10 protein-coding genes are annotated in these 12233 nt (G+C 61.0%); 8 read left to right on the top strand and 2 right to left on the bottom strand.

All coding sequences use genetic code 11. From position 1 onward, the window contains the following. The first annotated feature begins 195 nt into the window (after positions 1-195). Positions 196-951, top strand: coding sequence for an L-ornithine N(alpha)-acyltransferase (gene olsB / locus HX805_RS29315; RefSeq protein ID WP_008431132.1), 756 nt, complete (start codon positions 196-198; stop codon positions 949-951). Next, positions 951-1742 carry a lysophospholipid acyltransferase family protein gene (locus HX805_RS29310; RefSeq protein WP_003219789.1) on the top strand — a complete coding sequence of 264 codons (792 nt, stop codon included), beginning with the start codon at positions 951-953 and terminating at the stop codon, positions 1740-1742. Before olsB ends, HX805_RS29310 begins: the two co-directional genes overlap by 1 nt. Before the next feature lie 109 nt (positions 1743-1851). Here HX805_RS29310 and HX805_RS29305 read toward each other — a convergent pair whose 3' ends face one another. Next, positions 1852-2436: an ACP phosphodiesterase gene (locus HX805_RS29305; protein WP_003219791.1), complete on the bottom strand. Its 585-nt coding sequence runs from the start codon at positions 2434-2436 to the stop codon at positions 1852-1854. A gap of 156 nt (positions 2437-2592) precedes the next feature. Between HX805_RS29305 and HX805_RS29300 the strand changes: the two genes are divergently transcribed. The 3 genes from HX805_RS29300 to HX805_RS29290 are packed head-to-tail and all read left to right on the top strand — an operon-like array spanning position 2593 to position 5169. After that, positions 2593-2907, top strand: coding sequence for a helix-turn-helix transcriptional regulator (locus HX805_RS29300; protein WP_003219793.1), 315 nt, complete (start codon positions 2593-2595; stop codon positions 2905-2907). Between the two features lie 13 nt (positions 2908-2920). Beyond that, positions 2921-4087 carry an MFS transporter gene (locus HX805_RS29295; protein ID WP_003219795.1) on the top strand — a complete coding sequence of 389 codons (1167 nt, stop codon included), beginning with the start codon at positions 2921-2923 and terminating at the stop codon, positions 4085-4087. 26 nt (positions 4088-4113) lie between these two features. Further along, positions 4114-5169: an alkene reductase gene (locus HX805_RS29290; RefSeq protein ID WP_003219797.1), complete on the top strand. Its 1056-nt coding sequence runs from the start codon at positions 4114-4116 to the stop codon at positions 5167-5169. 350 nt (positions 5170-5519) lie between these two features. On the opposite strand, the gene HX805_RS29285 is transcribed toward HX805_RS29290, so the two are convergent. Next, positions 5520-6152, bottom strand: coding sequence for a TetR family transcriptional regulator (locus HX805_RS29285; RefSeq protein WP_003219798.1), 633 nt, complete (start codon positions 6150-6152; stop codon positions 5520-5522). Positions 6153-6438: 286 nt separating this feature from the next. On the opposite strand from HX805_RS29285, the gene HX805_RS29280 reads away from it, so the two are divergent. The 3 genes from HX805_RS29280 to adeC are packed head-to-tail and all read left to right on the top strand — an operon-like array spanning position 6439 to position 12206. Beyond that, positions 6439-7587 carry an efflux RND transporter periplasmic adaptor subunit gene (locus tag HX805_RS29280; protein WP_003219800.1) on the top strand — a complete coding sequence of 383 codons (1149 nt, stop codon included), beginning with the start codon at positions 6439-6441 and terminating at the stop codon, positions 7585-7587. A gap of 3 nt (positions 7588-7590) precedes the next feature. Continuing rightward, a complete protein-coding gene (locus HX805_RS29275) occupies positions 7591-10752 on the top strand; it encodes an efflux RND transporter permease subunit (protein WP_003219803.1) in 3162 nt (1053 codons plus the stop codon). Next, positions 10749-12206, top strand: coding sequence for an AdeC/AdeK/OprM family multidrug efflux complex outer membrane factor (gene adeC / locus HX805_RS29270; RefSeq protein WP_003219806.1), 1458 nt, complete (start codon positions 10749-10751; stop codon positions 12204-12206). The genes HX805_RS29275 and adeC overlap by 4 nt, the downstream gene beginning before the upstream one ends. The last annotated feature ends 27 nt before the right edge of the window (positions 12207-12233 follow it).

The following is a 12233-nucleotide window of genomic DNA, read 5'->3' as shown; positions in this document are numbered from 1 at the left end:
CTGTAAGAGCGGAACCATAGGCAGCCGTTACCGCAGCAACGGATATGTACACAAACAACCTAGCAACCCACCGGCGAAACGCCTGTCATCTAAGCGTCACCGTAACTTCATGGAGATGACACCGGCCCTACATAGCCTGACATGGCACAAACAAGTCGACCGGCCGTAACCCTGGCCGGCACTCGGAGACTCGCCATGACTCAGATCGCCCGCATCAGCGACACCGGCAATGAACGCCGCCTGCAAGCCGAACGCCTGATCGGCGCCCAGGCTTTGCAGGAAGCCCAGGCCCTGCGGTTCAACGTGTTCAGCGGCGAATTCAACGCCAAGCTGAAAGGCGCTGAACTGGGCCTGGACATGGATGACTATGATGTTCACTGCAGCCACATCGGCGTGCGGGATTTGAACAGCGGTCGACTCGTCGCCACCACCCGTTTGCTCGACCACCAGGCCGCCACCACCCTGGGCCGCTTCTACAGCGAAGAAGAATTCAGCCTCCACGGCCTGCTGCACCTCAAAGGCCCCATCCTGGAAATCGGCCGCACCTGCGTCGACCCCGCCTACCGCAACGGCGGCACCATCGCCGTGTTGTGGGGCGAGTTGGCCGAAGTCCTCAACCAGGGCGGCTACAGCTACCTGATGGGCTGCGCGAGCATCCCGATGCACGACGGCGGCATCCAGGCCCACGCCATCATGCAGCGCCTGCGCGAACGCTACCTGTGCAACGAACACCTGCGGGCCGAGCCGAAAAAGCCGCTGCCGGCACTGGACCTGCCATCCAACGTCATCGCCGAAATGCCCCCCTTGCTCAAGGCCTACATGCGCCTGGGTGCAAAGATTTGCGGCGAACCCTGCTGGGACGAAGACTTCCAGGTGGCCGACGTGTTCATCCTGCTCAAGCGCGACGAGCTGTGCCCGCGGTATGCCCGCCACTTCAAGGCAGCCATGTGATGAGCCGCCTTCGGGTGTACGGGCGAATTGCCCGCGTGCTGGTGGTGGTGGCCCTGGGTTTGACCATGGCCAGTGTGTTTGGCGTGTTTGAACGTCTGGGCGTGGCCAACTCGATGGTGCGCCGGCAGCGCTGGTCGCGTTTTTTCATGGCACGGCTGACCAACGCCCTGCCCTTTCGCGTGACCGTTCACGGTGAGTTGCCGCAACAGTCGATGCTGTGGGTCAGCAACCACGTATCGTGGACCGATATCCCGCTGCTGGGGATGGTGGCGCCGATGTCGTTCCTGTCCAAGGCCGAGGTGCGCACCTGGCCGGTGGCGGGCTGGTTGGCCGCCAAGGCAGGCAGCCTGTTCATCCGCCGAGGTTCGGGGGACAGCCAGTTGATTCGCAAACAGATGACGCGTCATCTGGAACAACAACACCCGCTGTTGATGTTCCCGGAAGGCACCACCACCGACGGCCGCGCCCTGCGTACGTTCCACGGACGGTTACTGGCCAGTGCGATTGATGCCGATGTGTCGCTGCAACCGGTGGCGATTCGTTATCTGCGCGATGGCCACATCGACCCGCTGGCACCGTTTATTGGCGACGATGATTTGCTCTCGCACTTGATGCGTTTGTTCGGCAATGACCAGGGCGACGTGGAAATCCATCTGCTCAAGCCGATTGCCTGCGCCGGGCAGGAACGTGCGGCGCTGGCGTTCCAGGCGCAGCAGGCGGTGCAGAAGGCGTTGTTTGGCCCCCTTCCAGAAGCTGAGCAAATGCCAGCGCGGCCAGCATTCGCGGCCTGAAGCGAGCACGGTGAAAAATGTGGGAGCGGGCTTGCTCGCGAAGGCGGTGCATCAGTCAGCAGATTCATTAGCTGACCCACCGCTTTCGCGAGCAAGCCCGCTCCCACATTTATAGTTGTATTGCCAACTGGCTATTTGAGAACCGCTGCAATTCTGGGTAAAACACCCGAAAATCCTCGCTCAACGGCTCGTACAGCGCTCGTAATTCCTGCATGGCATGGCCCAGTTCTTCGGGCCGTGTCAGGCGTCGGCCAATTCCTCGAAGTACCTGTTCCATCACCGCAAATTCGCGGTACGAACCCAGCCAGTCATCCGCCGCCATGTACGGCGCAATCTGCGCCAGCCGCCCCGGCAATGCCGGTTCTTCGGCGAGCACCCGGTAAACCTCAGAGGTAAATCGCTCCAGCGGCTGATCGGCATATAACGCCCAGTCCCGCGCCAGGCAGTGGTCGAAAAACACATCGAGGACAATCCCGGCATAGCGGCGCCGGGTCAGGGTGAAGCGCGACAGCGCCTGCCCGATCAGCGGATGACTGTCGGTGTAGCGATCGATTGAGCGATGCAACTGAATCGCCGACTCGATTTGCGGGCTGAACTGGCCTTGCAGGCGACCTTTAACAAAGTCGCCATACAGGCTGCCAAGCAATTGAGCAGGAAGTTGGCCGCCGAGGTGCAGATGTGCGAGATAATTCATGGCGCGCAGTCTAGCACTGCCGTCAACGTATCGTTATAACCCGATATACCGATTCAATCTGGTTTAAGACCAAAATCATATTGGTATATCGGGATACAACGATTTAAAGTTCGCCTCATCGCGATATAACGTTTTACAAAACCGAGCATCACTGCCATGTCCATCGACCTCGACGAAATAATAAAAGCCCTGGCGCACCCAGTACGGCGAGACATCCTCAACTGGCTGAAAGACCCGAAAGTGCAATTCCCCGAGCAGCTGCACAACCACGAATACGGCATTTGCGCCGGGCAGATCGACCAGCGCTGCGGGCTGTCTCAGTCCACCGTGTCGGCGCACCTGGCGAACCTGCAACGGGCGGGGCTGATCAGCAGCCAGAAGGCCGGCCAATGGCACTTTTTCAAACGCAATGAGGACGTGATCCAAGCCTTCCTCAAAGCGCTCACCGAAGAACTCAGCGCACCGCTGTAACAAGGACCCATCAATGCCTCTCTCGCTACTCATCCTGGCCTTAAGCGCCTTCGCCATCGGTACCACCGAGTTCGTCATCATGGGCCTGTTGCCCGATGTGGCGGCCGACCTCGGTGTATCGATTCCCGGCGCCGGCTGGCTGGTGACCGGCTACGCCCTGGGCGTGGCCATCGGTGCCCCCTTCATGGCACTGGCCACCGCCAAGCTGCCGCGCAAGGCCGCCCTGGTAGCGTTGATGGGCATCTTCATCATCGGCAACCTGCTCTGCGCCCTGGCCAGCGACTACAACGTGCTGATGTTTGCCCGTGTGGTCACCGCGCTGTGCCACGGCGCCTTCTTCGGTATCGGATCGGTGGTCGCCGCCAACCTGGTGCCGGCCAACAAGCGTGCTTCGGCCGTGGCGCTGATGTTCACCGGCCTGACCCTGGCCAACGTGCTCGGCGTACCGCTGGGCACCGCGCTGGGTCAGGAAGCCGGCTGGCGCTCGACCTTCTGGGCCGTGACGGTGATTGGGGTGATCGCCCTGATCGGCCTGATCCGCTTCCTGCCGGCCAAGCGTGACGAGGAAAAACTCGACATGCGCGCCGAGCTCAGAGCACTCAAAGGCGCCGGCATCTGGCTGTCGCTGAGCATGACCGCGCTGTTCGCTGCGTCGATGTTCACCCTCTTCACCTACGTCGCGCCGCTGCTGGGGGACGTCACCGGTGTTTCGCCCAAAGGCGTGACCTGGACCCTGCTGCTGATCGGCCTGGGCCTGACCGTCGGCAACATCATCGGCGGCAAGCTGGCAGACAAGCGCCTGGCTGCCACCCTGATCGGCGTGTTCATCAGCATGGCGGTGGTGTCCACCGTACTGACCTGGACCAGCGTCGCCGTGATCCCGACTGAAATCACCCTGTTCCTCTGGGCAACCGCCTCGTTTGCCGCCGTACCGGCACTGCAAATCAACGTGGTGACCTTCGGCAAGGCCGCACCGAACCTGGTGTCCACCTTGAACATCGGCGCCTTCAACATCGGCAACGCCCTCGGCGCCTGGGTGGGCGGCAGCGTGATTGCCCACGGCTTCGGCCTGACCAGCGTGCCCCTGGCCGCTGCTGCACTGGCCGTGCTCGCGCTGCTGGTGACCCTGATTACTTTCCGTCAGACCGGCGATGCCGACCTGGCCCCCGCGACTAACTGATCAACTAAAGAGAAGGGTGTTATCCCATGACGACTATTTTCGATCCGATCAAACTGGGCGACCTGGAACTGTCGAACCGCATCATCATGGCGCCGCTGACCCGCTGCCGTGCCGACGCCGGTCGCGTGCCCAATGCGCTGATGGCTGAGTACTACGTCCAACGCGCTTCCGCCGGGCTGATCCTCAGCGAAGCCACCTCCGTAACGCCAATGGGCGTGGGTTACCCGGACACCCCGGGCATCTGGTCCAACGACCAGGTTCGCGGCTGGGCCAATGTGACCAAGGCCGTGCACGGTGCAGGCGGCAAGATCTTCCTGCAACTGTGGCACGTGGGCCGGATCTCCCACGAGTCGTACCTGGACGGCGAAGCACCGGTTGCCCCAAGCGCCATCGCAGCCAAGGGCCACGTCAGCCTGGTGCGTCCACTGGCCGACTACCCTACCCCGCGCGCCCTGGAAGTCGCTGAAATCGCCGATATCGTCGACGCCTACCGCGTAGGTGCCGAGAATGCCAAGGCCGCCGGTTTTGACGGCGTGGAAGTCCACGGCGCGAACGGCTACCTGCTCGACCAGTTCCTGCAAAGCAGCACCAACCAGCGCACCGACAACTACGGCGGCTCCCTGGAAAACCGCGCACGCTTGCTGCTCGAAGTCACTGACGCCGTGATTGAAGTCTGGGGCGCCGGTCGCGTCGGTGTGCACCTGGCACCACGCGCCGACGCACACGACATGGGCGACGCCAACCTGTCGGAAACCTTCACCTACGTCGCCAAAGAGCTGGGCAAGCGTGGCATCGCGTTCATCTGCTCCCGTGAAAAGGAAGCGGGCGACAGCCTCGGCCCACAACTGAAAGCCGCCTTCGGTGGCCCGTACATCGCCAACGAACGCTTCACCAAGGACAGCGCCAACGCGTGGCTGGCTTCGGGCAAGGCTGACGCCGTGGCATTCGGCGTGCCGTTCATCGCCAACCCGGACCTGCCGGCTCGCCTGAAGGCCGATGCACCGCTGAACGAAGCACATCCAGAGACTTTCTACGCCAAAGGCCCGGTCGGCTACATCGACTACCCGACCCTGGCACTCTGATCTGCTGAAACGAAAAAGCCCCGACTTGCGAGAGCCGGGGCTTTTTTATGGGCGGCGGGAAACATTCCCTGTAGGAGCGAGCTTGCTCGCGAAAAACGCCCAGGCGACGCTTTAATCCAGAATGCCTGCGTTATCGTTGACGATCTTCGCGAGCAAGCTCGCTCCTACAGATGGTGCGGGAAACATTCCTTCACAGCCTTGCAACAATATTGCTACAAAATACTTAGCCAACTACCTATCAACCGCCCGCCAGCCCGTATATAACGTCACCCCACAAAATCAGGGAAAAGCCTGATTGACCACCCCGGTGTTTATTGTTGACACAACTGGTCGCAATTACGCATTTTGTCTTAATTGCGCAGACCAGGGCTCAAGCGCAGCATGTCCAACGCGATATCGACCCAGCGCTCTGCGTCCTGGGCCAACTGGAAACTGTCGGGCACCAGCAGCCACTGGCCGAGAATTCCGTCGATATAGGCGTGCATGCACACCGCGGCACGTACGGTGTCGAGATTCTCCGGAAGCTGCCCGCGATGGACCGCGTTACGCAAGGTCAGCCCGATGCGCAGGTTGCATTCGAGGCTGGCGGTCTGGCGCTGACGGCGCAGATCACACATTTCATCGGTGAATTCGCACTTATGAAACAAAATCTCATTGATGCGCCGGGTCTTAGGGTCCAGGGCCACTTGATGGAACAGATGAATCAGCAGCTTGCGCATGCAACCCAGCGGATCGACCTCGTCCTCGCTCTCACTGGCCCTGGCCAATTCATCCAGCGGCTCGTGCAGCGTATCGAGCATCGCCTGCACCAGGTCGGCCTTGTTGCTGAAATGCCAGTAGATGGCACCACGTGTCACGCCTGCCAGCGCGGCAATATCCGCCAGCGTGGTACGCGCAACCCCGCGCTCGTAGAAGGCCTGCTCGGCCGCTTCAAGAATCTGGCTGCGCGTTTCCTGAGCTTCCTCTTTGGTACGACGAACCATGGCAGTAAAACCTCAATCAGGAGACTTGGGGTGATCGGTAACGCAGACTCAACCGCCGCTAACGACCATCTGAATAATTGTGGGACGACGCCGTCAAGGGCGCCGAACGTACTAGAATCGAGGCTTTGGACGCTGCTTTGTCAACATTCCGCGAAGCCTGTCAAGAGTTTACAAACAACCATGAACGTAAGTATATTGCGTAGCAAGCTACTTATCCACTCAGTGCCTGTTTTTTACCCTTCCACACTTCTTGTGCGCACTCTGCGCGCCTGACCCGAGGATCTTCATGCAACTTAAGCCAGCTGTTACCGCCCTGGTTACTGCCGTCGCCCTGGCATCGCTGCTCAGCGGATGTAAAAAGGAAGAAGCGGCTCCGCCCGCTCAAACCCCTCAGGTCGGCGTGGTCACTATTCAACCTCAAGCCTTTACCCTGACATCCGAGCTGCCAGGCCGCACCACGGCCTACCGCATTGCCGAGGTTCGCCCTCAGGTCAACGGCATCATTCTCAAGCGTCTGTTCAAGGAAGGGGGCGACGTCAAGGAAGGCCAGCAGCTCTATCAGATCGATCCGTCGGTGTATGACGCCTCGCTGAAAAGCGCCCAGGCCAACCTCGCCCAGACCAAATCAATTGCCGATCGCTACAAGCAGTTGGTCGATGAGCAGGCCGTCAGCCGCCAGGAATACGACACCGCCGTGTCCAACCGCATGACCTCTGAAGCCAACGTGCAAACTGCCCAGATCAACGTGCGCTACACCAAGGTGTTTGCCCCGATCTCCGGGCGTATCGGTCGCTCTTCGGTCACCGAAGGCGCGCTGGTCAGCAACGGCCAGACCGACGCCATGGCAGTGATCCAGCAACTGGACCCGATCTACGTCGACGTCACGCAGTCCTCTGCCGAGATGCTGAAACTGCGTCGCGACCTGGAAAGCGGCCAACTGGAAAAAGCCGGCGAAAACGCGGCCAAGGTCAAGCTGACCCTGGAAGACGGCACCGCCTACGGCGTGGAAGGCAAGCTGGAATTCTCCGAAGTCTCGGTCGACGAAACCACCGGTTCCGTGACCCTGCGGGCCGTGTTCCCGAACCCTGACCACACCCTGCTGCCGGGCATGTTCGTCCACGCGCAGTTGCAAGCCGGTGTGAACAGCAAGGCCATCCTGGCACCACAGCAAGGCGTGACCCGCGACCTGAAGGGCATCCCGACCGCGCTGGTGGTGAACAAGGACAACAAGGTCGAGCAACGTGTACTGGTGGCCAACCGCACTACCGGCGCCTACTGGCTGGTGGAAAAAGGCCTGAACGCCGGTGACCGTGTGATCACCGAAGGCCTGCAATTCATCAAGCCGGGCATCGAAGTCAAGGTCAAGGACGCTGATAACGCCAAACCCGCCGGTTCCGCTGCTGCTCCTGCTGCCGCTGCTGGTCAAGGGGAGTAATTCATGTCGAAATTTTTTATCGACCGTCCCATTTTCGCCTGGGTAATTGCCCTGGTGATCATGCTGGTCGGGGCACTGTCGATCCTGAAGTTGCCCATCAACCAGTACCCGGCCATCGCGCCAACCGCCATTGATATCCAGGTGACCTACCCGGGCGCGTCTGCACAAACCGTGCAGGACACCGTGGTGCAGGTGATCGAACAACAGCTCAACGGTATCGACAACCTGCGTTATGTCGCCTCGGACAGTAACTCCGACGGCAGCATGACCATCACCGCGACGTTCAACCAGGGTACCAACCCGGACATCGCCCAGGTTCAGGTACAGAACAAGCTCAACCTGGCGACCCCGCTGCTGCCACAAGAAGTACAGCAGCAGGGTATCCGCGTTACCAAGTCGGTGAAGAACTTCCTGATGGTGATCGGTCTGGTGTCGGAAGACGGCAGCATGACCAAGGATGACCTTTCCAACTACATCGTTTCCAACATCCAGGACCCGATTTCCCGGACCGCCGGTGTGGGCGACTTCCAGGTGTTCGGTTCCCAGTACGCCATGCGTATCTGGCTCGACCCGGCCAAGCTGAACAACTACCAGCTGACGCCAGTGGATGTCAGCAACGCCATCCAGGCACAGAACGTCCAGGTGGCCACCGGCCAACTCGGCGGCCTGCCTGCCCTGCCCGGCACTCAGTTGAACGCCACCATCATCGGCAAGACGCGTCTGCAAACCACTGAAGCGTTCGGCAATATCCTGATGAAGGTCAATACCGACGGTTCCCAGGTTCGCCTGGGTGACGTTTCGCGTATCGAACTGGGCGGCCAGAACTACAGCATCAGCGCACAGTTCAACGGCAAGCCGGCTTCCGGTATGGCGATCAAGCTGGCAGCCGGTGCCAACGCACTGGACACCGCCAAGGCGATTCGCGAAACGGTTGCGTCCCTCGAACCGTTCTTCCCGCCTGGCATGAAGGCTGTGGTGCCGTATGACACCACGCCGGTTGTGACCGAATCGATCTCCGGTGTGGTTCACACCCTGATCGAAGCGATCGTGCTGGTGTTCCTGGTGATGTTCCTGTTCCTGCAGAACTTCCGCGCCACCATCATCACCACCATGACCGTACCGGTGGTATTGCTGGGTACCTTCGGGATCCTCGCTGCGTTCGGCTTCACCATCAACACCCTGACCATGTTCGGCATGATCCTGGCCATCGGCTTGCTGGTGGACGATGCCATCGTTGTGGTGGAGAACGTCGAGCGGGTAATGGCCGAGGAGCACTTGTCGCCCAAGGAGGCGACGGTCAAGTCCATGGGCCAGATCCAGGGGGCCCTGGTGGGTATCGCCCTGGTGCTGTCGGCGGTATTGCTGCCAATGGCGTTCTTCGGTGGTTCCACCGGTGTGATCTACCGCCAGTTCTCCATCACTATCGTTTCGGCGATGGCGCTGTCGGTACTGGTTGCCCTGGTCTTCACCCCGGCCTTGTGCGCCACCATGCTCAAGCCGATTGACCCGGAAAAACACGGCCAACCCAAGCGCGGCTTCTTCGGCTGGTTCAACCGTACCTTCGACCGTGGCGTACTGAGCTACGAGCGCGGCGTCGGTAACATGATCAAGCACAAGTTCCCGGCGTTCGTGGTCTATGCCCTGATCCTTGCCGGCATGATCTGGATGTTCACCCGCATTCCAAGCGCGTTCCTCCCAGAGGAAGACCAGGGCGTGATCTTTGCCCAGGTACAAACGCCGGTGGGTTCTTCGGCTGAACGTACGCAGAAAGTCATCGACGATATGCGCGCCTACCTGTTGAACGACAAGGAAGGCGAGCCAGGCGAAGGCAAGGCTGTCAAATCGGTGTTTACCGTGAACGGCTTCAACTTCGCCGGTCGTGGCCAGAGCTCGGGCCTCGCGTTCGTGATGCTCAAGCCGTGGGACGAGCGTGACTCGAGCCAGTCGGTATTTGAGGTTGCCAAGCGTGCCCAGGGTTACTTCTTCGGGGCCTTCAAGGACGCCATGGTATTTGCCGTGGTGCCACCTTCGGTACTCGAACTGGGTAACGCCACCGGTTTCGACGTGTTCCTGCAAGACCAGGGCGGCGTCGGCCACCAGAAGCTGATGGATGCGCGTAACCAGTTCCTGGGTGCCGCGGCACAAAGCAAGATCCTGGCGGGCGTGCGCCCCAACGGCGTGAACGATGAGCCGCAGTACGAGCTGACCGTTGACGACGAGAAGGCCAGTGCCCAGGGCATCAGCCTGGCAGACATCCAGCAGACCCTGGCAATCGCCTTGGGTGGCAGCTACATCAACGACTTCATCGACCGTGGTCGTGTGAAGAAGGTGTATGTACAGGGTGACGCCGCCAGCCGGATGTCTCCGGAAGACCTGAGCAAATGGTACGTGCGCAGCACGTCCGGGAAGATGGTGCCGCTGTCGGCCATCTCTTCGGGCAAGTGGATCTTCGGTTCGCCGAAACTCTCGCGCTATAACGGTGTAGCGGCGATGGAAATCCTCGGTACCCCGGCACCTGGCTACAGTACCGGTGATGCGATGGCGGAAGTCGAACGCATTGCCAAGGACCTGCCGGCTGGCGTTGGTTACTCCTGGACTGGCCTGTCGTATGAAGAACGTCTGTCCGGCTCCCAGGCACCTGCGCTGTACGCCCTGTCGCTGCTGGTGGTGTTCCTCTGCCTCGCGGCACTGTACGAAAGCTGGTCGATCCCGATTGCGGTGATTCTGGTTGTACCGCTGGGTGTGATCGGTGCGTTGATCGCCACCAGCCTGCGGGGACTGTCCAACGACGTGTTCTTCCAGGTGGGCCTGTTGGTGACGGTGGGCCTGGCAGCGAAAAACGCCATCCTGATCGTGGAGTTCGCCAAGGAGCTCCACGAGCAGGGCAAAGGCATTGTCGAGTCGGCCATCGAGGCATCCCGCATGCGTCTGCGACCGATCATCATGACGTCCATGGCGTTCATGCTCGGCGTACTGCCCCTGGCAATTTCCACCGGTGCCGGCTCAGGTAGCCAGCACGCCATCGGTACGGGCGTAATTGGCGGTATGATCACCGCCACGGTCCTCGCGATCTTCTGGGTACCCCTGTTCTTCGCAACCGTGTCCTCCGCTGGCGAGCGTAAAAAGACTGAACCCAAGCAAACTCCTAAAGAGGCTGGCCAATGAGCAAGTCGCTACTTTCCTTAGCTGTCACGGCATTCGTGCTCAGTGGCTGCTCGCTGATCCCGGACTACCAGCGCCCTGAAGCGCCGGTAGCCGCGCAGTTCCCGCAGGGGCCGGCGTATTCGTCGGCCCAGGCGCCGGGCCAGGCGGCTGCCGAGCAGGGCTGGAAGCAGTTTTTCCATGACCCTGCCCTGCAACAGCTGATCCAGACCGCCCTGGTGAACAACCGCGACCTGCGTGTCGCGGCCCTGAACATCGATGCGTATGCCGCGCAGTACCAGATCCAGCGCGCCGACCTGTTCCCGGCGGTTTCGGCCACGGGCAGCGGCAGCCGTACGCGCACCCCGGCCAAGCTGTCGCAGACCGGCGAAGCGGGCATCACCAGCCAATACTCGGCGGGCCTCGGGATCAGTTCTTATGAGCTGGACCTGTTCGGCCGCGTACGCAGCCTGAGCGAACAAGCGCTGCAACAATACTTCGCGACCGAAGAAGCGCGCCGCACCACCCAGATCAGCCTGGTGGCCAGCGTGGCCAACGCCTACCTGACCTGGCAGGCCGACAAGGAGCTGCTCAAGCTCACCCAGGACACCCTGGGCGCGTACGAGCAGAGCTTCAAACTGACCTCGCGCAGCAATGAAGTCGGCGTGGCTTCGGCCCTGGACCTGAGCCAGGCCCGTACCTCGGTGGAAAACGCCCGGGTTGCACTGGCGCGTTATACCCGCCAGGTGGCCCAGGACGAAAACAACCTGACCCTGCTGCTGGGTACCGGCCTGCCGGCGAACATCGTCAGCCGGCCATTGGCTGATGACCTGTTGAGCGAAGTACCGGCCGGCCTGCCATCGGACCTGCTGCAACGTCGTCCCGACATCCTGCAGGCCGAGTACAACCTCAAGGCGGCCAACGCCAACATCGGTGCGGCACGCGCTGCGTTCTTCCCGAGCATCACCCTGACCGCCAGCGCCGGCACCGCGAGCCCGACCCTGGGCGGCCTGTTCAAGGGCGGTTCGGGTACCTGGTCGTTTGCACCGCAGATCAACATCCCGATCTTCAACGCCGGCAGCCTGCGCGCCAGCCTGGATTACTCGAAAATCCAGAAAGAGATCAACGTCGCCAACTACGAGAAAGCCATCCAGACCGGCTTCCAGGAAGTCTCCGACGGCCTCGCCGCCCGTGAGACCTACAAGCAGCAACTGGACGCCCAACGTGGTTTCGTCGCGGCCAACCAGGATTACTACCGCCTGGCCGAGCGTCGCTACCGTATTGGTGTCGACAGCAACCTGACGTTCCTCGACGCCCAGCGCCAACTGTTCAGTGCCCAGCAATCGCTGATCACCGACCGCCTGGCGCAGCTCAATAGCGAGGTCAACCTGTACAAGGCCCTCGGTGGTGGCTGGAACGAACAGACCGCGAAGAACGAACCGTTGAAAGAAGAAGCACCGCCCTTGAAGTTGTTCTGATAGTGGCGCAGTAGACAAAAACCGCTT

Source organism: Pseudomonas sp. G5001 (assembly GCF_013385475.1).
Lineage (GTDB): Bacteria > Pseudomonadota > Gammaproteobacteria > Pseudomonadales > Pseudomonadaceae > Aquipseudomonas.
This window is presented reverse-complemented; position numbering and strand designations above follow the sequence as displayed.

What these genes read in the sequence shown, in the direction of transcription:
- HX805_RS29290 (WP_003219797.1), top strand. Translation starts at nt 4,114, where the DNA reads ATGACGACTATTTTCGATCCGATCAAACTGGGCGACCTGGAACTGTCG.
- HX805_RS29285 (WP_003219798.1), bottom strand. Translation starts at nt 6,152, where the DNA reads ATGGTTCGTCGTACCAAAGAGGAAGCTCAGGAAACGCGCAGCCAGATT.
- HX805_RS29295 (WP_003219795.1), top strand. Translation starts at nt 2,921, where the DNA reads ATGCCTCTCTCGCTACTCATCCTGGCCTTAAGCGCCTTCGCCATCGGT.
- HX805_RS29305 (WP_003219791.1), bottom strand. Translation starts at nt 2,436, where the DNA reads ATGAATTATCTCGCACATCTGCACCTCGGCGGCCAACTTCCTGCTCAA.
- HX805_RS29310 (WP_003219789.1), top strand. Translation starts at nt 951, where the DNA reads ATGAGCCGCCTTCGGGTGTACGGGCGAATTGCCCGCGTGCTGGTGGTG.
- HX805_RS29300 (WP_003219793.1), top strand. Translation starts at nt 2,593, where the DNA reads ATGTCCATCGACCTCGACGAAATAATAAAAGCCCTGGCGCACCCAGTA.
- HX805_RS29280 (WP_003219800.1), top strand. Translation starts at nt 6,439, where the DNA reads ATGCAACTTAAGCCAGCTGTTACCGCCCTGGTTACTGCCGTCGCCCTG.
- HX805_RS29275 (WP_003219803.1), top strand. Translation starts at nt 7,591, where the DNA reads ATGTCGAAATTTTTTATCGACCGTCCCATTTTCGCCTGGGTAATTGCC.
- adeC (WP_003219806.1), top strand. Translation starts at nt 10,749, where the DNA reads ATGAGCAAGTCGCTACTTTCCTTAGCTGTCACGGCATTCGTGCTCAGT.
- olsB (WP_008431132.1), top strand. Translation starts at nt 196, where the DNA reads ATGACTCAGATCGCCCGCATCAGCGACACCGGCAATGAACGCCGCCTG.